We start from the raw sequence: 17,293 nt of genomic DNA, 5'->3' as shown, positions 1-17,293 counted from the left end.
GGACCCATTCGCGCTGCGGGCGCAGCGCGACACCTGACAGATCAGGTGTTCATGGGTCCCGGACAGGCGCTGAGCGCCTTCCGGGATGCACCATGTTTTTGCCCGCCTACTTCACCGCGTCGCGGATGGCGCGGGCCTTGTCGAGGTGCTGCTGCACCGCCGGGGCGGTGGCGGCGGCGAACGCCTTGATGGCCGGGACGTCGCCGTCCTGGGCGTAGCGCTGCAGGACGTCCAGCGCCGCCTGGTGGGCGTCGACCTGGTTGTCCATATAGGCCTTGTCGAAGTTGTCGGCCTTGCCGAGGTCGGTCAGCTTGTCCTGCAGGTCCTTCGGCAGGACGGTCGGCAGGGCCAAGGCGGTCTGGCCGGAGTCGGCGATCGCCTTCTTGAGGCCCTCGGTGGTCTTGGTGTGGGCCGTGACCATTTCGGCGGCGAACTTCTTCACTTCGGGGCTCTTGGCCTTTGTCGCCGCGAGCTTGGCGGCCTCGACCTCGAACATGTCGCTGGCGGCGGCCTTGGCGACGAAGTCGGGGGCGGCGGCCTCGTTCGACGGGGTGATCACGGTCGCGGCCGGGTTGGCGTCGGGCGTCGCAGCCTGTTCGGCCGGGGTCGCCGAACCCTTGGTGTCGGTCTTCTGCCCACAAGCGGCCAGCGAAATGGCAGCGATAGCCGCGCCCGCGATCAGCAGGTGACGGGTCATCAAACCCTCCTCAAGATTGACTAAGATGATCGGCGCGGGTCCAACGGACGGCGCACGGGTCAAGAACTCACAGACGCGTGATCCGTTCCGGGGAGGGAGCAAACGTGACCGACGCCGCCGCCAACATGGGCCCGCTGCAAGGGCTGAAGGTCGTCGAGATGGGGACCCTGATCGCTGGGCCGTTCTGCGGCCAGATCCTCGGCGATTTCGGCGCCGACGTGGTCAAGATCGAGGACCCGAAGACCGGCGACCCGATGCGCCAGTGGGGCCGGAGCCTGCCCAAGGGGCTGTCGCCCTGGTGGCCGGTAATCGGGCGCAACAAGCGTTCGGTGGGGCTGGACCTGCGCACGCCCGAGGGACGCGACGTCGCGCTCAAGCTGATCGACCAGGCCGACGTGCTGATCGAGAACTTCCGGCCCGGCACGCTGGAGAAGTGGGGCATGGGCTATGAGGCGCTGGCGGCGCGCAATCCGCGGCTGATCGTGGCGCGCGTCTCGGGCTTCGGCCAGACCGGGCCCTACGCCAAGCGCGCCGGATACGGCCTGATCGGCGAGGCGATGGGCGGCCTGCGCCACGTCACCGGCGAACCGGACCGGCCGCCGGCGCGGGCCGGCATCTCGATCGGCGACAGCCTGACCGCCATGCATGCGGTGATGGGGATCACCATGGCCCTGCACGCGCGCGAGCGCACCGGCCGCGGCCAGATGATCGACGCGGCGCTGTACGAAAGCGTGCTGGCGGTGATGGAGAACCTGGTCACCGAATACGACCTGACCGGCTATGTGCGCGAGCGCTCGGGCTCGATCCTGCCCGGCATCGCGCCGTCGAACGTCTATCCGTGCGCGGAAGGCGAGATGATCCTGATCGGCGGCAACGGCGACACGGTGTTCGCCCGGCTGGCCGAGGCGATGGGCCGGGCGGACCTGGCTTCCGACCCGAAGTTCGTCAGCCACGCGGCGCGCGGCGTGAACCAGAAGGAGCTGGACGAGATCATCGCCGCCTGGACCGCGACCTGGAAGCTGCCCGACCTAATCGCGCACCTGGAGGAAAGCGGCATTCCGTGCGGCCGGGTGTTCCGCGCCCCGGACATGCTGGAGAACGAGCAGTATCAGGCCCGCGAGGCGATCGTGGAGCTGCCGCACCCGGTGTTCGGCAAGGTGAAGATGCAGAACGCCTTCCCGAAACTGTCGGAGACTCCCGGCGCCGTGCGCTGGCCAGGGCCGGACCTCGGTCAGCACACCGACGAGGTGCTGGCGGAAGTGGGGCTGAGCGCCGAGGACGTGGCGGGGCTGCGCGCGAAGGGCGTGGTCTAGGAGTCGCGGATCGACAGCCCGGCCTGGCGCCCTGTGCAGGCGCTGACCAGTCTGGCGAGGCCCGACGGCGCCGCCCCGGCCATCGGCGGCGCGACCATGGGCTACGCCGCCTTCCTCTTATGAGATCGCCGCGATCGCCTAGCGGCCGCTAGGCGGCGAAAAAGCCAAGTTCGCCGCTGATGCGGACTTGGCAGGGGCGGCCCTTATCCTGCACCTCACGCGCCCGCCTGTTGGCGGCGGCCTTGGCGATGTCTTTGTCGGACGAGTGCCCGAAGGTGTCCCCGTCCAACTCGACGGCCCAAACGCCGTCACGAAATGCGACCGTCAAAACGGCCCGTTCCAAACCTTTTTGCATGGGCAAGCCATAGCACACCTGCCGCCTCGCGTCGAATTTTCCATATATTTCTTGCCGCCTGCAAAATTTTCCCGCAGGTTGTGCTGGTCAAATGTCGTTTTGGCTCGCTGCCGTGACGCTAGTTCTACTTGAGAGATCAGCTTCACAATTGCCTCCGGACCTCTCCGAAAATTTGATCGCGCGACCCGCTCTGGGCGCGAGAACTCATGTCCGGAAAGGGACAACAATGACTATTGGTGTGGTTAAGTGGTTCAATGCCCAAAAGGGTTTCGGCTTCATCCAGCCTGACGATGGCGGCACGGACGTGTTCGTGCACATTTCGGCGGTGGAGCGGGCTGGCATGGCCACCCTGCACGAGGGCCAGAAGCTGAGCTTCGAGCTGGAGCGCGACCAGCGCAGCGGCAAGAATTCGGCCGGCCAGCTGCAAGCGGTCTGATCAGATCCTGATCGACGGATGAACGGCCCGGCGCAACGCGCCGGGCCGTTTTTCTTTGTCTCAGGCCGCGACGCCGAACAGGGCGCCGACCCCGGCGGTGACGGCCATGGCCATCGCTCCCCAGAAGGTGACGCGCAGCACCGGCTTCAGCATCGGCGCCTGGCCTGCGCGGGCGCCGATCGCACCCAGCACAGCGAGGTAGACCAGCGAGGCGCCCGAGACCGCCGGCACTACGACCGGCAATGGCGCAAGCGCGGCCACCAGCAGCGGCAGGCCAGCCCCGACGGAAAAGGTCAGGGCCGAGGTGAAAGCCGCCTGGATCGGCTTGGCGGCGGTGGTCTCGTTGATGCCGAGCTCGTCGCGGGCGTGGGCGCCGAGGGCGTCCTTGGCCATCAACTGCTCGGCCACCTGGCGCGCGAGTTCTGGCGTGAGGCCGCGCCCCACGTAGATCGCCGTCAATTCTTCGCGCTCGAACTCCGGCTGGGTCGCCAGCTCGGCCCGCTCGCGCGAGAGCTCGGCGGTTTCAGTGTCGAGCTGGGAGCTGACCGAGACGTATTCGCCAGCAGCCATGGACATCGCGCCGGCGACCAGGGCGGCGACCCCCGCGACCAAAATGTCTGAGCGCCCTTGGGCCGCGGCGGCCACGCCGACGATCAGCGAGGCGGTCGAGACGATGCCGTCGTTAGCGCCCAGGACCGCGGCCCGCAGCCAGCCAATACGCTCGACGAAGTGGATTTCCTGATGCTTTGGATTCATCGACGCCCCCGGCTCGCGCCGCCGATCATGCGCGGCGCACCCAGAGCATACGCTGCAACGTGCGGTCGCGGTCGTAAACCAGATGTTTTACGGCCCCGGCGACATGCAGGCCGATGAGCGGCCAGAACAGCTTGGTGGCTGCGCCGTGCACCTCCTCGCAGGCCTCATGCAGCCAGTCTACGCGAGCGGCGAACGGGCTGGGGATCGCAAGCACGTCGAAGACCTGCAACGGCTGCCCGGTCGACCAGACGGCCAGCGGGCCGGTCACGATCAACACCGCGATCATCAGCAGGAAAAGGCCCTGCACCGCGCGGGCGGCGATGCGCAGGACACGGTTCTGTTCGATCGGCCGGGGCGACGGCTGAGACGCGCTCCAGAACAGCCGGGCGGCGAGAAAGGCGATCAGCAGCATCGCGACCGAGACGTGCAGATCGCGCGCGAGGATCTTCTGGGCGCGGTCGGGGGCGTCTTCCATCCGCTCGCCGAGGAAATAAAGGGCGGTGACGCCGACCGCACTGATCCAGTGCAGGGCTATAGCGATCCAGCCGTAGGCGGCGCGTGTGTTGGTGAGCGACATGGGACTCCTTGCCTCTCCGAACGCTAGCGGCGAGGCTGGCGCCCGCATTGATAGAACTCAAAGGCGGCAGCGACTGCCGCAGGACCCAGCACGCCATGCCCTTCGCCACCGTGAACGGACTTCAGCTTTACTTCGAGCGCGCGGGAGCCGGCGCGCCGCTGCTGTTCATCTCCGGCACCGGCGGCGACCTGCGGGTCAAGCCGAACCAGTTCGACGGGCCGTTCCCCAAAGCGTTCGACATGATCAGCTACGATCAGCGCGGGCTGGGCCGGTCGGACAAGCCGGACGAGCGCTACAGCATGGCGGACTATGCCGACGACGCCGCGGCGCTGATGGAGAGCCAGGGATGGGCGAGCGCCCATGTCATCGGGGTCTCGTTCGGCGGCATGGTCGCCCAGGAGCTGGCCCTGCGCCACCCAGGCCGGATCCGCCGGCTGGTGCTCGCCTGCACCTCGCCGGGCGGCGCGGGCGGCGCGTCCTTCGCGTTCCACGAGATCGAGCATCTGAAGGGCGAGGAACGGGCCAGATACCTGACGCCGATCTCGGACACCCGCCGCGACGACGCGTGGGCCGCCGCCAACCCGGAACTCTACGCCCAGATCATCGCCATGACCGCCGCCGATCCCTATGCCGACGAACCCGGCCGAGCGCAGGGCGCCCATCGGCAGCTGGAAGCGCGCGCGGACCACGACGCTTGGGAGCGGCTGGGCGAGATCGCCGCCCCGACCCTGGTGGCGGGCGGCCGCTTCGATGGCATCGCCCTGCCCGCAACGCTGGAGCGGCTGGCCGGCAAAATCCCGGGCGCGGAGCTGCGATTCTACGACGGCGGCCACATGTTCATGATCCAGGACCGGGCCGCGGTGCGCGACATGATCGCGTTCCTCAACGCCGCGGACTAGGCGCGCTTGCGCGGCGGCGATCGCACGGAATAGACACCGACGGTGTCACAGTTCCCGCTTACCGAACCCCGTCCCGAGTTCCTGTTCCTGGCGAGCGCGCCGGCCGGCGGCGAGATCCACATGGCCGTCGAGAGCGGATTCGGGCGGCCCCGGTTCATGGTCTACGGCACAGCCAGCTACCTCTCCTTCATGCCCGAACTGCGCCGGCGCGGGCGAGACCTGTGGCTGGACAACCAGGCCGTCGCTTTCCGATTGAGGCTGCCGCGGGTTCCCCTGGTCAACTACATGGCCGATCCGGATCTCTATGCCGCAGCCCTCGCCAAAGCCGAACTGATCGTCGAGCAATCCAGCCTGCCGGTGCTGAACCATCCCTCCGCGGTGCTGAACTCGCGGCGCGACCGCAGCGCCCGGCGGCTGGCGGCGATCCCCGGCGTGCGCACCCCGCGGACCGTGCGCCTCAGCGCGCCGACCCGGGCCGAACTGATCGTCGCGATCCTTGACGCCGGGCTGGGCTTTCCGCTGTTGCTGCGCCCGGCCGGTCGCCACGGCGGCAAGGGTCTGATCCGGATCGACGGCCGCGCGGAGCTTGAGGCCGCGCACATTCCGTTGGGCGTCGACGAGGCCGTGTACGCCAGCGAGTACGTCGATTTCGCCGACGCCGACGGCCTATATCGCAAGCTGCGGCTGTTCGTGGTCGGCGAACGGGTGTTCTGGCGCCACCTGATCGTCGGCGATCGCTGGCTGCTGCACTCGGGCGACCGCACTGCGAACACCGAGGCCGAAGAGCGCGCTTCGCTAGCGGACTTTCGGACTCTTACCTTGCCGCGCCTCAACCCGGCGCTCATGGCGATCCGGCGAGCGGTCGGGCTCGACCACTTCGGTCTGGACATCTCGCTTCGGCCGAACGGGGAGCTGCTGGTCTTCGAGGCCAACGCCTGCATGAACGCGCTCGACAACAGCACCATCGCGCCGCCGAACATGTGGGAGGCGCCGGTCGCTGCCGTGCGTGCGGCGCTGGCCGAGTTGCACGCCCGGCCCGAGCGCTGGCTGCACCCCGGCGCATGGTCGGCGCCGAAGCTCGCTCAGGCGGTCTAGGAGGCCAGCAACGCGCCGACGGCGGCCGCGACCTGGGTCACGTCGTACGGCTTGCGGATGATCGGGGCGTCGAAACCCATCGGCGCGCCGCTGTCCCCGTAGCCGGTGGCGAACACGAACGGCACCCCGCGCGCGGCCAGCGCCTCGGCCACCGGGGTGACCGCCAGGCCGTTGAGGTTTGCGTCGAGCACGGCCGCATCGATCTGGCCGGCCAGCAAGCTCATCGCCTCGGCCAGTTCGTAGGCGGGACCGACCACCTGGGCGCCGGCGTCCGAGAGACCGGTCTCCAGCTCGAGCGCCAGCAGGACGGCGTCCTCAACGATGAGCACGCGCTTGCCGCGCAGATCGACGGGTCCCTGGGCGGCGGGGGTCGCCTCGATCTTCCGCGGGGCCGGGGCCTCGGGCACGGTTTCGGGCCGCGAGACGACGGCGGCGGAACCGGCGCGCAGGCGCACGTTGACGCCGCCGCGGCGATATTCAAGCTCGACCTCGCCGTTGAGCTCGCGGCCAGTGACCTGGCCCAGCAGGGTCGACCCGAAGCCCTTGTGGGTCGGAACCACCACCGGCGGGCCGCCGGTCTCGGTCCAGAACAACTCGAAGCCGCCGTCGGCGACCTGGGCCCAGCGCACCTCGACGCGGCCGCTTTCCACCGACAGCGCCCCGTACTTCACGGCGTTGGTCGCCAGTTCGTGCAGCGCCAGCGACAGGGCGTTGGCCGCCCGCGGAGTCAGGAACAGTTCGGGCCCTTCCCAGCGGGTCTGGCCCGGCGCGATGCCGCCGAGCTCGGCCGCCGCCAGGTGGGCGATGGCCGCGCCGCGCCAGCGGGCGGCGGTCAGCAGCTCGTTGGCCGAGGCCATCGACTTCAGGCGGCCCGAGAAGGTCGAGAGGAAACTGTCGAGCGAAGTGGTGCGCTTGGCGGTCTGGACGGCGAGGGCCTGGACCGCGGCCAGCACGTTCTTCACCCGGTGGTCGAGCTCGGCCATCAGCGCGCGGCGACGGTCTTCCTCGGCCCGGCGGTCGCCGATGTCCTGGGCCACACCGACGGCACGGGTCGGCCGGCCCTCGTCGTCGCAGACCAGCAGACCGGAGCTGCGCATCCAGACCGTGCGGCCGTCGTCCTCGCGGATGCGGCGGTATTCGGCCTCGAAGCGGCCCTCGGCGCGCATCGAGTCTTCCATGAACTGGCGGGTGCGGTCGCGGTCGTCCGGGTGCACGCCGCGATAGAGGAACTCGCCCTTCTCGGCCGGCCATTCGCCGACCGGCAGGCCGCTGACCTCCGACATCCGTGGGCTGATCCGCACGACGTCCTCGATCATGTCCCACTCGTAGTCGCCCAGGCGCGCAGATTCGAGCGCCAGTTCGAGGCGTTCTTGATCCAGATTGCGTCCGGCGGCGGTCTTCACCATGGCGCGACCATTAAGCGGGGTTCGGGTCCGAGCGACAGGAACCAACGGTTGTATGCCCTGAATTGCCTGCGGAGTCTTTCAGTCAATTTTCGGAACCCCCTATTGCCTTTGACGTTGTGGCAAGGCTTCCATGCCATCCCTGCGTTACCTGCTGAATACTTGGAGAATCTGACATGGCCACCAACGCCGTCGACCACGCGAAAGACGAAGCCAAGGCCGCGGCCCAATCGATGGCCGAATCCGCCTCCAAGCTGTCGGCCGAAGCGCAGCGCAGCTTCGGCGAGGCCGCCAAGAAGTTTGAGAAGGTCGTCGCCGAGGGCCTGGAACAGATCCGCGCCCAAAGCCGCACCTACGCCGACAACGCCGGCGAGCACATCGACGACGCGCAACGCTATGTCGTCGAACGCGTCAAGGAGCGCCCGCTGGTGGCGACCGGCGCGGCGCTCGGCGTGGGCCTCCTGATCGGTCTTCTGCTCTCCAGCGGCCGCAAAAATTGATCCTCAAGCGAGCGCTCTATTACGTCGTCGCCGCCGTCGCGCTCGCCGCGACGGCGGTCGTTTGCGTAGTGTTCCTGGCGATGGCCCTGCATGCGGGTCTCAAGCCGATGGTCGGCGAAGCCTGGGCGGGGGTGCTGGTGGCCGCGGCCGCCGCGCTGCTCGCCGGCTTGATCGGGATGGTGCTGCTGATGATGGCCAACCCGCCCCGCCGCCATCACAAGCGCGATCAGGACAAGGATCTCAGCTCGCGCATGTTCGAGCTCGCCCAGGCCAAGCCCTGGGTGGCGCTGGGCATCGTCGGGGCGGTCGCCGCCGTGGCGCTGAAGAATCCGCGCACGACCGCCACCGTCGTTTCGGCGCTGATGGCCGGCCGCGCCTCCAAATCCTAGAGAACCAAACACCACAGTTCGGGTTAGTGTGGGATCGCGGGCGCACGCCTGCCATCCCTCCCCCCGTAGGAAATTTGCTATGTTTGAACTGCCGAACCTTCCGTACGCCCACAACGCTCTGGAGCCCGTGATCTCCGAGGCCACGATGCACCTGCACCACGGCAAGCATCACAAGCGCTACTTCGACGTCATGAACCAGATGCTCCAGGAAGCAGGCGCCAAGCCCGCCTCGCTGGAAGAGGTGGTGCGCGGCGCGGTCGGTCAGGCCAAGCTGTTCAACAACTCCGCCCAGGCGTGGAACCACACTTTCTTCTGGGAATGCATGAGCCCGCCCGGCCAGAAGGTCGCGGGCGACCTGGCCGCGGCCATCGACCGTGACTTCGGCGGCGTCGACCAGTTGAAGGCGCAGTTCGTGGCCAAGGGCGTCGGCCACTTCGGGTCTGGCTGGGTGTGGCTGGCGGCCAAGGGCGACGCCCTTAGCATCGTCGACACGCACGATGGCGTGAACTTGCTGACCGAAGCGGGCGTCGTGCCGCTGCTGGTCGCCGACCTGTGGGAGCATGCCTATTATCTGGACCACAAGAACGACCGCGAAGGCTTCCTGAAGGCCTGGTTCGACGCGCTGCCGAACTGGACGTTCGCTCAGGCCCAGTACGACGCCGCCCGCAAGGGCGAAGCCGGCTGGACTCATCCCGGTCCGGTCTAGATCCCGGAACGTCAGCCACAGCTGAGCGTTTACATATCCGGACACAATAACCGGAGAAACGACATGCTCGGCTGGGCTCTGACCTTCCTGGTAGTCGCCTTGATCGCTGGCGTACTCGGATTTACTTCGATCGCCGGCGCCGCAATGGGCGTCGCCAAGATTCTGTTCTTCGTGTTCTTGGTGCTGTTCGTGGTTTCCCTCGTCATGCACCTGGTTCGAGGGCGCGGCGCGCTTTAGAACCTAAGGACCGAAACGCCGAACGCCCGCCCCTAACCGGGGCGGGCGTTTTGCTTTCTGCGATCCACAGCCCAGGTGCGCAGCGGCTTGAAGCGTGAACCGCTCCAGCCTTGTGCGATGATGCGGATCTGGTCGGCTTCGGCCTCGATGAGGTTGAAGCTGGGGACCACGCCGCGCTCCCGGACCGACAGAGTGCCGGCCCCGACCGCATGGGCGCAACCGCCCCCGAACGGATAGGGCCAGACGAACGGGGCGTGGATGTGGCCGGACAGCACCAGGTCGACGCCGCCCTCGGCCAGGGCGCGGGCGGCCGCCTCGCCGCCCCAGACCTTGCCGGTCATCGGCCCGCCGATCATCTCGACCAGCGGATGGTGCACGACCGCCACCCTCAGCGCCTCGCCCGGGGCGGCCGCCAGCCACGCCAGGGCCTCGCGGCTCTGCGCGCGCGAGATCTGCCCCTTCGACCAGTTGGCGCGGGGTTGAACGCCCCGGGCGGTGTTGAGCCCGTAGACCGCCAGGCCGGCGCCGGCGAAGGTCTGCGCCTCAGCCGGACCGATGAGCCGCGAGAAGCGGCCGAAGGGGGCGAAGAACCGCTCCCACCAGGCGAGATAGGGCGCGTCGTGGTTGCCAGGGCAGACCAGTTGCGGTCCGGGCACAGAGGCCAGCCAAGCGGCCGCCGCCTCAAACTCGCCGACCGCGCCGAACTGGGTGAGGTCGCCCGAGACGATCGTGAGGTCGAAGCCGCCCTGCCGCAGAATCTCCGCCGCGCCCTCCACCGCCGCGACGTTCTCGCCGCCGAAATGGATGTCGGAGAGATGGGCCAGGCGGATCATCGCGCCTCCTCAGCCGGAGCCAGCAGCCGGGCGACCTGAGGCCGCCAGTCGACCGAGGCGCTGGAGCCCAGCCAGATCGGCTCGCCGTCGAGGACGGCCGGCACCCGGCTCGCCGCCCACACCCGGGCGCGATGGCAGGGTCCGGCGCTGACCGCCGGATCGTTGCGCCAGTCGTCGACCAGGGCCTTGAAGCCGATCCGCGCCGCCTCGCCGACGCTCTGCGGATCGATGACCGCCGCCTCCAGGCTCTGAGCTTCATTGTCCAGGGCGGTGGACGCCAGCGGGCAGAGGAAGGCCAAGGCCTCGGCCTTGCCCCGCGGGCCGTCGTCGAGGGCGTAGCGCAGCCGACCGGAGAAGGCGCGCCGCCAGGCCCGCCGCATGCGCGCAAAGGCCAGCCGCAGTTGGCCCTCGCGCACCGCTTCGCGCGCCGGGGCCCACAGGGCCGGCGCCCCGAGGATCGCGGCGACCAGGAAGCTGCGGCCCTCGATCAGTCCGCCGCCGATGTCGCGCTCCAGCGCGCCGGTCAGCGCTTCGCGCCACGGGACCGCGCCATAGACGGCATGCGGCAGCATGTTCATGGTCCCGCCCGGCAGAGGCGCGATCAGCGGCCCTGTCGGTCCGGCCATGTCGGCGGCCGCGCGGGCGGTGCCGTCGCCGGCCAGGATGACCACCAGATCGGGCGCCGTATCGACCGCTGAGCGCAGCCGCCGCTCGATCTCGCCGCCGTCGGCGACCTGGACGTTGGCATGGGCGCCGTACGCGGACAGCAGGGCGCGCATGTCTTCCGCGTCCTGCGCGCTCGCGCCGCCGGATGAGATGTTCACCACCGCCTCGATGCGGGAAATCTTGGGTGCTTGAGCCATTTGTCCTCTGCCAGCGCCCGTGGGAGCAGCCCCCTAACGGCGGCGGTTGGTCGCGGTTCCGTCCGGAACTCTGCCGTAAGGCGCGCGTTGGGGTCGGCGGGATAAGTAAGGAGAGCCCTATGCTCAAGGCCAAATCTCTCATGCCGTTCGCGGCGCTGGCCGGCGCCGCACTGTTGGCGAGCGCTTGCACGACCACTGGCAACGTCGAACGCAATGCCGCGGGCGGCGCCGCGCTGGGCGCGCTGGCGGGCGCGGTGATCGGTAACAATGTCGGCAGCGGCGACGCCGGGACCGGCGCGGCCATCGGCGCGGCCCTGGGCGGCGGCGCGGGCGCGGTCCGCGGTTGCCGTCAGGACGGCGGATGCGGCGCTCAGACCCAGAACCGCCGCCAGTACTACGACGAGCGCGTGGGCCGGTATTACTACTACGACAACGGCTCGGGCCGTTATTACTGGGAAGACGGCAGCCCGCGTTGATCGCGCGAGCGCAACCTAGACTAGCCTGCGGTGGGCGGTCAGCTATGCTGTCCGCCCATCGTCGTATGAGGGCTGCAGGAACATGGGGCTGGGAATGAAGACGTGGACGATCGCGGCGCTCAGCGCCGGACTGCTGGCTGGATGCGCCACCCTGCCGGCCGGCGGCGCACGGGCGAAGATCGAGACCCCCGCGGCCTGCGAGGACCTCACCGTCCAGATCTATTTCGAGCCCGAGAGCGCCGAGGTCACCGACGAGGGCCGCGCGGTGCTGTCGCAGGCGGCCAGTTCGGCCAAGGCCTGCAAAGTCGAGCGGGTGAAGGTGCTGGGCCTGGCCGACGCGGTCGGCGCGCCGGCCGCCAACCTGGAACTGTCCAAGCAGCGGGTAGCCTCGGTGACCAAGGCGCTGATCGCCAACGGTCTGCCGGCCGGCGAGTTCGATCTGGCCGCCGCCGGCCAGCAGGGCGCGGTCACCCAGGACGGCGAAGCCCGGCCGTTGCGCCGCCGCGCCGACGTAACTTTGCAGCTGACCAAGCCCTAAGATGCGCACAAAAGAAAAGGCGGGCTCTAGGCCCGCCTCTTGAGTGCGCATCATCGAGAAAAGGGGTGCGGAGGCGGCAGACCGGCATGTTCGCCGGTCTCAAGTCGGGGGGGGCGTCGCCGCCTCCGCAATCCATAAACCCACGTGCAGTAGGTTCGTTCCCGTAACGCGCGATTTTTTTCGAGGCGTTTAGCGCCGTCTATTTCGGTGCGACATTGACGGCCGGCATGGCGTTGAACTCCGCCTGGCTGAGCGGCGCCGAGAGTTCGCCGCCCTGCTGGCGCAGCGCGCCGAAGGAGAGACTGCGCGGGCCTGCGCCAGGGGGCGCCTTGGGACGCACCAGCACCTGAGCCGGGGTCCCGTTTTCGCGATAGGTCACACGCTCGACGACGCCGAGCACGACGCCGTTCTGGCCGCGCACGGTCATGCCTTCCAGCGCGGCGGGCGCCTGGGCCTGAGCGGCCCCGGCCAGGGAAAGCGCGGCGACCGCGCCGGCGATAAGCTTGGTGCTCTTCATTCCCCATAGATAAGACTCGGCGCGCAGTTGTCGAACCCCCGACGCCCGCAATTTCGCGTGCGGAACGTCCGCCCCCTGCAGGGCGTTAGCCTGAAGCGGGCAGGTTCGCCCGTCTGGTCAGGGGAGAGGGCCATGATCTACGAGCGGAACGGGCGCTTCGGCGCGGCTGGAACGACGGAGGATCACCATCATTCGCTGCGCCGCCGATGGTGGGCGCTGGCGGTCATCCTGTCGGTGGCGCTCGCAGGCGCCCTGCTTGGCCAGATGTCAGTGGATCGCGGAGATTCCGCGCGGCCGGCTCCGCCCGGACCACTCGACCGACTGACGTTTTAAACCCGGAGACGACCCAACATGGCCACGACCCGATACACTTCCCGCCCCGGACTCAACGCCACGCGTGCGCGTCAGGGACGCATGGGCGTGCACATGTTCTGGGTCCTGGCGGTGTCCACCGCCCTCGCCGCCCTTGCGCTGTTCGGCGCCTGGTCGTGGCGGGCCGGCGAACAGTCCGCGGCGCCGCCGAGCAAGGCCGGGGCGGTTCGCACCGCCCAATCCTTCGACCTCGGCGAACCCGCCCACGGCACCCTTCAGACTACGCCCACGGCGGAACAGCCCTCGGTCGCTCGCTAGAGCACCGAGCGCCCGCGGAAGGCGCGGACCACGAAGGTCGCGATCAGGAGCACCAGGAAGATTACGAACAGGATCTTTGCGATTCCCGCCGCCATGCCGGCCAGGCCGGAGAAACCGAGCACGCCGGCGACCACAGCCAGCACCGCGAACACCAAAGCCCATCCGAGCATGCGCATCTCCTGACAGCAAAACGCCGCGCCGGGATATCGGCGCGGCGTCTGGTGAACGCGAGGACGGGAAGCCCGTTCCTAGGCCGCCTTGCGGTTGTTCCGCGGATGGAAGAACAGCGCCTGGCCGATGGCCGCCTTCACGGTCTCCGGCTGGAACGGCTTGGTGATCAGGAACGTCGGTTCCGGCCGCTCACCCGTCAGCAGCCGCTCGGGAAAGGCGGTGATGAAGATCACCGGCACGTCATGTCGGGCCAGGATGTCCTTGACCGCATCGATGCCAGACGAGCCGTCGGCCAGCTGGATGTCGGCGAGCACGAGGCCCGGGGTCTTGCGATTGACGGCGTCGATCGCCTCGGAGCGGGTGGCGGCGATGTCGACCACGGTGTGGCCGATTTCGGTGACCAGCGCCTCGATGTCGGCGGCGATGACCGGCTCATCCTCGATGATCAGGACGTCGGTGGCGAGTTCGGCGTCGATCTCGGCCTGGGCGTCGGCGATCAGCAGCTCGACCTCGCCGAAATCGACGCCCAGGATCTGGGCCGCTTCGGAGGGCGTGAAGCCCTCGAGGGCGGTGAGCAGGAAAGCCTGGCGCGAGCGCGGGGCGATGCGCATCAGCCGCTGGCTGGCGTCGTCGCCGCTTTCATCGCCCCGAGCCTCGAGCTGAGCGCCGCTAGTGAGCCAGATGGCGTGGAAGACGTGATAGAGGGCCACGCGCGGGGTGAGGCTGGCCTCCAGCACCCGATCCCCTGCAGCCAGCGCTTCAAGCGCCACGCGAACATAGTGGTCGCCAGTCGTCTGGTCGCCAGTCAAGGCGCGGGCATAGCGGCGGACATACGGTAGATGCGGCGCCAACCTGGCAAGAAGACTCAAATCAAACTCCTCCCTCTCGAGTTCGATGCAGCCGCCCAGGATTGGTTCCCTGCGCAGGTCCATCATGTGCCCGAACGTAGGCGTTGGGAACCGGTTCCGTCAGAACAAGGTTTTCCTCTTCGTTATAATCTCTACAGATTGGAACCCTGGGTGGGGTGAGGCGTTGACGGGCGACCAAGACGAACCGAGGGGGCGGGCTCAGCGAAAGCCGGGCGCCGAGGCCATGATAGAACAGCGTGCCACAGAGGACCGTCGTCGAGCGCCTGCCGCTCTGGACGAAGCGCGTCTGCGCCAGCAGGCCATCGGGGTGCGCCTGCGTCAAATGTTCGACGAGGTCGTCAGCGAGCCAGTGCCCGACGAGTTTCTCGCCATTCTTCGCCAAGCGGACAAGAAGTCGGCGGAGAACGGTTGATGGCCGAGCAGAGCAAGGCCCGGCCGAACACCCCTCAGGCTGACGACGAAGCCTTCAAGCGCGAGTTGGTCAAACTGATCCCGCACCTGCGGGCCTTCGCGCGCACCCTGGCCGGCGATCCGGCCAGCGCCGACGATCTGGCGCAGGACGCCATGATGAAGGCCTGGGACGCGCGGGCCAGCTTCCAGATGGGCACCAACATGAAGGCCTGGACCTTCATGATCCTGCGCAACCAATTCTATTCCGAAAAGCGTCGCTCGTGGCGCCAGAGCCAGCTGGACCAGGAGGCCGCCGAGCGGACCCTGGTGGCGGTCGACGATCCGGAGGCGCCGGTGGCGCTCGACGAATTGCGGCTGTCGCTCGCCCAGCTGCCGGCCGAACAGCGTGAGGCGCTTATCCTGGTCGGCGCCGGCGGCTTCGCCTACGAGGAAGCAGCCGAGATCTGCGGCTGCGCGGTCGGCACGGTGAAGAGCCGCGTCAGCCGCGCGCGCAAGGCGCTGCACAGCATTCTCGAGGATGGGAGCTATGAACGGGATGGAAGCGCCGCCGGCGACGCCATGAGCGCCATCCTGGCGGACGCGGAGCGGTTGAGCACCGCTCGCTGATAGGGCGGAACCATGGACGGCACGCCCTGGGGCTCTCTTTCCACCATCCGGGTCCGCCTGACCGCGGCGCTGGCGGCCGCGCTGCTGCCTGTCTTGATCCTCGGCATCCTGCAATCGGCGATGTCGTTCCGGCGTGAAGGCGTGCAGCTGCGCGAGGACCTGGCCGCCGCATCCGAGCGCAGCGCCGCCACGGCTCGTGCGCGGATGGAGGCGGCCGACATCCTGCTGGAGACGCTTGCCCCCGGTTCGGTGGGCTTCAACTGCGCCCAGCGGTTAGCCGAAGTCACCCATCGCATCCCCGGCTACCACAACCTGATCCGCTTCGACCGCCGCGGCCGGGTGGCCTGCGCGGCCGGCGACGTGCCGGCCGACATGGCGCGCGCCACCCGCCCCTGGTTCCAGAGCCTGGCCAAGGGCGACAGCCTGGTGATCACCCGCGATCCAGGGGCCAACTATGCGAGCGTGCCGGCGCTGCTGGCCGCCGTCCCGGCGCACGATCCGCGTGTCGGCTTCGACGGCGCGCTGGTGGCGGTGATCTCGTTGGAAAGCCTGGCCCCGCGCACAGCCGACCGCTCGCTGCCGCAACAATCCGAAGTCGCCCTCGCCGACGGCGACGGCGCCTATATCAACGCCACCGACAAGGAGGCCTTCCCGGTGCTGCCGGCCGACTGGCGGGCCAAGGCGCTGAAGCAGGGCTCGATGGTCTGGTACGCCCGCGACATGCGCGGCGAGCGGCGGGTCTATTCAGCCGCCCCGCTGGTCGGCGACGAGCTGTTCGTGATCCTGTCGGCGCGCTCGGGCGGGTTGTTCTCGTGGGCGACGCTCAATCCGCTGACCAGCATCGTCTTCCCGATCCTGACCTTCATCCTTGCGCTGGTGGCCGTGTCGGTGGTCACCGAGCGGGTGGTGATCCGATGGATCGCCTATCTGCAGCGCATCGCCGCGCTGTATGCCCGCGGACGGCTGAGCGTGCGGCCTGTGCAGGCCGACCAGGCCCCGCCCGAGATCCGCGACCTGGCCGAGACCCTCGAGGACATGGCCGACGCCATCGTCGGGCGCGACGCCTCGCTGCGCGAGTCCCTGGCGCAGAAGGACGACCTGATGCGCGAGATCCACCACCGGGTGAAGAACAACCTGCAGGTCATCTCCTCGCTCCTCAACATGCAGCAGCGCGCCCTGACCGACCCGGCGGCGCGAGCGGCGATGTCGGACACCCGTCAGCGGATCACGGCCTTGGCGCTGATCTATCGCGCGCTCTATCAGGGCCCTGACCTGAAGCGGGTGGATCTGCGCACCTTCATGGAGGAGCTCACCGCCCAGTTGATCGCCGCCGACGGCGCCCATGGCGCAGGCGTCAAAACCGAGATCCATGTCGACGACCTGATCATCGACCCGGACCGGCTGGCGCCCTTGGCGCTGTTCGCCGTCGAGGCGGTCACCAACGCCCAGAAGCATGCCTTCGCCGGGCGCGGCGGCACGCTGCGGGTCAACTTCATCGTGCGCGGAGACGAGGCCGAGCTCGAGATCAGCGACGACGGCCAGGCGCCGGCCGACGCGCTGACCACTTCCGGCGTCGGACGCACCCTGATGACCGCCTTCGGCCGTCAGCTGCGCGGCCGCGCGGAGGTCGTGCGCAACGACAAGGGCGGGATCACCGCTCGGCTGATCTTCCCCACGCCGCTCGACGAACACGCCGGCCGGCGGGCCCCGGCGCGAGGGAACCAGGCTGCGGCTTGACCGTTAGCCTCGTGCGCAATTCAAGGGGAGAACTCTCATGCGTAAGTTCGTTGTGCTCGCGGTTCTGGCCGCCAGTCTGGCCGTCACCGCCTGCAACACCGTGTCGGGCGCCGGCCAGGACGTTAAGGCTGCCGGACAGGCCGTCACCAACACCGCCGAAGACGCCAAGAAGTAAGGCCGACTGCATGTAACGGCGGGTCTTCCGCCGTTGTCATGACGAGGCGATTAGACCGTCACCGGGTCGCTTATGGCGCCGGGTGGCGGTTTTCGCATTTATGG

Annotated in this window: 26 protein-coding genes; 16 read left to right on the top strand and 10 right to left on the bottom strand. The window is 68.7% G+C overall.

Annotated elements, in window-relative coordinates:
• Window positions 1–106: 106 nt before the first annotated feature.
• Complete coding sequence (locus tag GGQ61_RS08070) at window positions 107–697, bottom strand: DUF4142 domain-containing protein (RefSeq protein WP_183771371.1); 591 nt, start codon at window positions 695–697, stop codon at window positions 107–109.
• A gap of 125 nt (window positions 698–822) precedes the next feature.
• Between GGQ61_RS08070 and GGQ61_RS08065 the strand changes: the two genes are divergently transcribed.
• Entirely contained in the window at window positions 823–2,010 is a 1,188-nt protein-coding gene (locus tag GGQ61_RS08065) for a CaiB/BaiF CoA transferase family protein (RefSeq protein WP_183772427.1), read from the top strand.
• Between the two features lie 148 nt (window positions 2,011–2,158).
• Here GGQ61_RS08065 and GGQ61_RS08060 read toward each other — a convergent pair whose 3' ends face one another.
• A complete protein-coding gene (locus tag GGQ61_RS08060) occupies window positions 2,159–2,383 on the bottom strand; it encodes a hypothetical protein (RefSeq protein ID WP_343056080.1) in 225 nt (74 codons plus the stop codon).
• A gap of 208 nt (window positions 2,384–2,591) precedes the next feature.
• Between GGQ61_RS08060 and GGQ61_RS08055 the strand changes: the two genes are divergently transcribed.
• Complete coding sequence (locus GGQ61_RS08055) at window positions 2,592–2,801, top strand: cold-shock protein (RefSeq protein WP_183771369.1); 210 nt, start codon at window positions 2,592–2,594, stop codon at window positions 2,799–2,801.
• A 60-nt stretch (window positions 2,802–2,861) separates the two neighbouring features.
• Here the strand turns inward: GGQ61_RS08055 and GGQ61_RS08050 are convergent, their stop codons facing one another.
• Together GGQ61_RS08050 and GGQ61_RS08045 are read right to left on the bottom strand one after the other, a co-directional pair.
• The gene (locus GGQ61_RS08050; RefSeq protein WP_183771367.1) at window positions 2,862–3,557 is read right to left on the bottom strand and encodes a VIT1/CCC1 transporter family protein; all 696 of its coding nucleotides are present in this window, start codon (window positions 3,555–3,557) and stop codon (window positions 2,862–2,864) included.
• A gap of 25 nt (window positions 3,558–3,582) precedes the next feature.
• On the bottom strand, window positions 3,583–4,134 hold the full coding sequence (locus GGQ61_RS08045; RefSeq protein ID WP_183771365.1) for a cytochrome b: 552 nt from the start codon (window positions 4,132–4,134) through the stop codon (window positions 3,583–3,585).
• A 95-nt stretch (window positions 4,135–4,229) separates the two neighbouring features.
• Here GGQ61_RS08045 and GGQ61_RS08040 point away from each other — a divergent pair, with 95 nt between their 5' ends.
• Both GGQ61_RS08040 and GGQ61_RS08035 read left to right on the top strand, forming a co-directional pair.
• On the top strand, window positions 4,230–5,033 hold the full coding sequence (locus GGQ61_RS08040) for an alpha/beta fold hydrolase (RefSeq protein ID WP_183771363.1): 804 nt from the start codon (window positions 4,230–4,232) through the stop codon (window positions 5,031–5,033).
• Window positions 5,034–5,075: 42 nt separating this feature from the next.
• A complete protein-coding gene (locus GGQ61_RS08035; protein ID WP_183771361.1) occupies window positions 5,076–6,128 on the top strand; it encodes an ATP-grasp domain-containing protein in 1,053 nt (350 codons plus the stop codon).
• On the opposite strand, the gene GGQ61_RS08030 is transcribed toward GGQ61_RS08035, so the two are convergent.
• Window positions 6,125–7,534, bottom strand: coding sequence for an HWE histidine kinase domain-containing protein (locus tag GGQ61_RS08030; protein WP_183771359.1), 1,410 nt, complete (start codon window positions 7,532–7,534; stop codon window positions 6,125–6,127). The two genes, GGQ61_RS08035 and GGQ61_RS08030, sit on opposite strands and share 4 nt — an antisense overlap.
• 173 nt (window positions 7,535–7,707) lie before the next feature.
• Between GGQ61_RS08030 and GGQ61_RS08025 the strand changes: the two genes are divergently transcribed.
• The 4 genes from GGQ61_RS08025 (at window position 7,708) to GGQ61_RS08010 (ending at window position 9,363) form a co-directional block, all read left to right on the top strand.
• Entirely contained in the window at window positions 7,708–8,031 is a 324-nt protein-coding gene (locus GGQ61_RS08025; RefSeq protein ID WP_183771357.1) for a glycine zipper domain-containing protein, read from the top strand.
• Window positions 8,028–8,420 carry a hypothetical protein gene (locus GGQ61_RS08020; RefSeq protein ID WP_183771356.1) on the top strand — a complete coding sequence of 131 codons (393 nt, stop codon included), beginning with the start codon at window positions 8,028–8,030 and terminating at the stop codon, window positions 8,418–8,420. Before GGQ61_RS08025 ends, GGQ61_RS08020 begins: the two co-directional genes overlap by 4 nt.
• Window positions 8,421–8,499: 79 nt before the next feature.
• A complete protein-coding gene (locus GGQ61_RS08015) occupies window positions 8,500–9,126 on the top strand; it encodes a superoxide dismutase (protein ID WP_183771354.1) in 627 nt (208 codons plus the stop codon).
• Window positions 9,127–9,189: 63 nt separating this feature from the next.
• Window positions 9,190–9,363, top strand: a complete 174-nt coding sequence (locus GGQ61_RS08010) for a DUF1328 domain-containing protein (RefSeq protein ID WP_183771352.1) — start codon at window positions 9,190–9,192, stop codon at window positions 9,361–9,363.
• A gap of 32 nt (window positions 9,364–9,395) precedes the next feature.
• Here the strand turns inward: GGQ61_RS08010 and GGQ61_RS08005 are convergent, their stop codons facing one another.
• Both GGQ61_RS08005 and GGQ61_RS08000 read right to left on the bottom strand, forming a co-directional pair.
• On the bottom strand, window positions 9,396–10,196 hold the full coding sequence (locus GGQ61_RS08005; protein ID WP_221220925.1) for a metallophosphoesterase family protein: 801 nt from the start codon (window positions 10,194–10,196) through the stop codon (window positions 9,396–9,398).
• Window positions 10,193–11,059 carry a diacylglycerol/lipid kinase family protein gene (locus tag GGQ61_RS08000; protein ID WP_183771351.1) on the bottom strand — a complete coding sequence of 289 codons (867 nt, stop codon included), beginning with the start codon at window positions 11,057–11,059 and terminating at the stop codon, window positions 10,193–10,195. Before GGQ61_RS08000 ends, GGQ61_RS08005 begins: the two co-directional genes overlap by 4 nt.
• A gap of 140 nt (window positions 11,060–11,199) precedes the next feature.
• Between GGQ61_RS08000 and GGQ61_RS07995 the strand changes: the two genes are divergently transcribed.
• Complete coding sequence (locus tag GGQ61_RS07995) at window positions 11,200–11,535, top strand: YMGG-like glycine zipper-containing protein (RefSeq protein WP_183772421.1); 336 nt, start codon at window positions 11,200–11,202, stop codon at window positions 11,533–11,535.
• A 94-nt stretch (window positions 11,536–11,629) separates the two neighbouring features.
• On the top strand, window positions 11,630–12,073 hold the full coding sequence (locus GGQ61_RS07990) for an OmpA family protein (protein WP_246370587.1): 444 nt from the start codon (window positions 11,630–11,632) through the stop codon (window positions 12,071–12,073).
• Window positions 12,074–12,272: 199 nt separating this feature from the next.
• Here GGQ61_RS07990 and GGQ61_RS07985 read toward each other — a convergent pair whose 3' ends face one another.
• Window positions 12,273–12,590 (bottom strand): hypothetical protein, encoded by a 318-nt coding sequence (locus GGQ61_RS07985; protein ID WP_183771347.1) that lies wholly within the window; start codon window positions 12,588–12,590, stop codon window positions 12,273–12,275.
• Window positions 12,591–12,722: 132 nt separating this feature from the next.
• On the opposite strand from GGQ61_RS07985, the gene GGQ61_RS07980 reads away from it, so the two are divergent.
• Complete coding sequence (locus GGQ61_RS07980) at window positions 12,723–12,923, top strand: hypothetical protein (RefSeq protein ID WP_183771345.1); 201 nt, start codon at window positions 12,723–12,725, stop codon at window positions 12,921–12,923.
• Between the two features lie 18 nt (window positions 12,924–12,941).
• A complete protein-coding gene (locus tag GGQ61_RS07975) occupies window positions 12,942–13,220 on the top strand; it encodes a hypothetical protein (protein WP_183772514.1) in 279 nt (92 codons plus the stop codon).
• Here GGQ61_RS07975 and GGQ61_RS07970 read toward each other — a convergent pair.
• Together GGQ61_RS07970 and phyR are read right to left on the bottom strand one after the other, a co-directional pair.
• A complete protein-coding gene (locus GGQ61_RS07970; RefSeq protein WP_183771343.1) occupies window positions 13,217–13,390 on the bottom strand; it encodes a DUF1328 domain-containing protein in 174 nt (57 codons plus the stop codon). The genes GGQ61_RS07975 and GGQ61_RS07970 overlap by 4 nt on opposite strands.
• A 78-nt stretch (window positions 13,391–13,468) precedes the next feature.
• A complete protein-coding gene (gene phyR / locus GGQ61_RS07965) occupies window positions 13,469–14,260 on the bottom strand; it encodes an anti-anti sigma factor/receiver protein PhyR (RefSeq protein ID WP_183771341.1) in 792 nt (263 codons plus the stop codon).
• A 223-nt stretch (window positions 14,261–14,483) separates the two neighbouring features.
• Between phyR and nepR the strand changes: the two genes are divergently transcribed.
• The 4 genes from nepR to GGQ61_RS07945 are packed head-to-tail and all read left to right on the top strand — an operon-like array spanning window position 14,484 to window position 17,189.
• Entirely contained in the window at window positions 14,484–14,672 is a 189-nt protein-coding gene (nepR, locus tag GGQ61_RS07960) for an anti-sigma T factor NepR (RefSeq protein ID WP_056018017.1), read from the top strand.
• A complete protein-coding gene (locus GGQ61_RS07955; protein WP_425500984.1) occupies window positions 14,669–15,277 on the top strand; it encodes a sigma-70 family RNA polymerase sigma factor in 609 nt (202 codons plus the stop codon). The genes nepR and GGQ61_RS07955 overlap by 4 nt, the downstream gene beginning before the upstream one ends.
• 12 nt (window positions 15,278–15,289) lie before the next feature.
• Window positions 15,290–17,014 (top strand): sensor histidine kinase PhyK, encoded by a 1,725-nt coding sequence (gene phyK, locus GGQ61_RS07950; protein WP_183771337.1) that lies wholly within the window; start codon window positions 15,290–15,292, stop codon window positions 17,012–17,014.
• Window positions 17,015–17,051: 37 nt separating this feature from the next.
• Window positions 17,052–17,189, top strand: coding sequence for an entericidin A/B family lipoprotein (locus GGQ61_RS07945; RefSeq protein WP_183771335.1), 138 nt, complete (start codon window positions 17,052–17,054; stop codon window positions 17,187–17,189).
• Window positions 17,190–17,293: the final 104 nt, after the last annotated feature.

It is taken from the genome of Phenylobacterium haematophilum (genome assembly GCF_014196295.1).
Taxonomy (GTDB): domain Bacteria; phylum Pseudomonadota; class Alphaproteobacteria; order Caulobacterales; family Caulobacteraceae; genus Phenylobacterium; species Phenylobacterium haematophilum.
The sequence above is the reverse complement of the archived record's forward strand: the minus strand, read 5'-3'. Positions and strand labels throughout refer to the sequence as shown.

Bases quoted from the DNA above. Each gene is read 5' to 3' on its own strand.
- GGQ61_RS07990 (WP_246370587.1), top strand. From the start codon at position 11,630: ATGAAGACGTGGACGATCGCGGCGCTCAGCGCCGGACTGCTGGCTGGA.
- GGQ61_RS08030 (WP_183771359.1), bottom strand. From the start codon at position 7,534: ATGGTGAAGACCGCCGCCGGACGCAATCTGGATCAAGAACGCCTCGAA.
- GGQ61_RS08005 (WP_221220925.1), bottom strand. From the start codon at position 10,196: ATGATCCGCCTGGCCCATCTCTCCGACATCCATTTCGGCGGCGAGAAC.
- nepR (WP_056018017.1), top strand. From the start codon at position 14,484: ATGATAGAACAGCGTGCCACAGAGGACCGTCGTCGAGCGCCTGCCGCT.
- GGQ61_RS07970 (WP_183771343.1), bottom strand. From the start codon at position 13,390: ATGCTCGGATGGGCTTTGGTGTTCGCGGTGCTGGCTGTGGTCGCCGGC.
- GGQ61_RS08025 (WP_183771357.1), top strand. From the start codon at position 7,708: ATGGCCACCAACGCCGTCGACCACGCGAAAGACGAAGCCAAGGCCGCG.
- GGQ61_RS08065 (WP_183772427.1), top strand. From the start codon at position 823: ATGGGCCCGCTGCAAGGGCTGAAGGTCGTCGAGATGGGGACCCTGATC.
- GGQ61_RS08010 (WP_183771352.1), top strand. From the start codon at position 9,190: ATGCTCGGCTGGGCTCTGACCTTCCTGGTAGTCGCCTTGATCGCTGGC.
- phyK (WP_183771337.1), top strand. From the start codon at position 15,290: ATGGACGGCACGCCCTGGGGCTCTCTTTCCACCATCCGGGTCCGCCTG.
- GGQ61_RS07985 (WP_183771347.1), bottom strand. From the start codon at position 12,590: ATGAAGAGCACCAAGCTTATCGCCGGCGCGGTCGCCGCGCTTTCCCTG.
- GGQ61_RS08040 (WP_183771363.1), top strand. From the start codon at position 4,230: ATGCCCTTCGCCACCGTGAACGGACTTCAGCTTTACTTCGAGCGCGCG.
- GGQ61_RS08045 (WP_183771365.1), bottom strand. From the start codon at position 4,134: ATGTCGCTCACCAACACACGCGCCGCCTACGGCTGGATCGCTATAGCC.
- GGQ61_RS08050 (WP_183771367.1), bottom strand. From the start codon at position 3,557: ATGAATCCAAAGCATCAGGAAATCCACTTCGTCGAGCGTATTGGCTGG.
- GGQ61_RS07980 (WP_183771345.1), top strand. From the start codon at position 12,723: ATGATCTACGAGCGGAACGGGCGCTTCGGCGCGGCTGGAACGACGGAG.
- GGQ61_RS08000 (WP_183771351.1), bottom strand. From the start codon at position 11,059: ATGGCTCAAGCACCCAAGATTTCCCGCATCGAGGCGGTGGTGAACATC.
- GGQ61_RS07945 (WP_183771335.1), top strand. From the start codon at position 17,052: ATGCGTAAGTTCGTTGTGCTCGCGGTTCTGGCCGCCAGTCTGGCCGTC.
- GGQ61_RS07975 (WP_183772514.1), top strand. From the start codon at position 12,942: ATGGCCACGACCCGATACACTTCCCGCCCCGGACTCAACGCCACGCGT.
- GGQ61_RS08070 (WP_183771371.1), bottom strand. From the start codon at position 697: ATGACCCGTCACCTGCTGATCGCGGGCGCGGCTATCGCTGCCATTTCG.
- GGQ61_RS08055 (WP_183771369.1), top strand. From the start codon at position 2,592: ATGACTATTGGTGTGGTTAAGTGGTTCAATGCCCAAAAGGGTTTCGGC.
- GGQ61_RS08015 (WP_183771354.1), top strand. From the start codon at position 8,500: ATGTTTGAACTGCCGAACCTTCCGTACGCCCACAACGCTCTGGAGCCC.
- GGQ61_RS07995 (WP_183772421.1), top strand. From the start codon at position 11,200: ATGCCGTTCGCGGCGCTGGCCGGCGCCGCACTGTTGGCGAGCGCTTGC.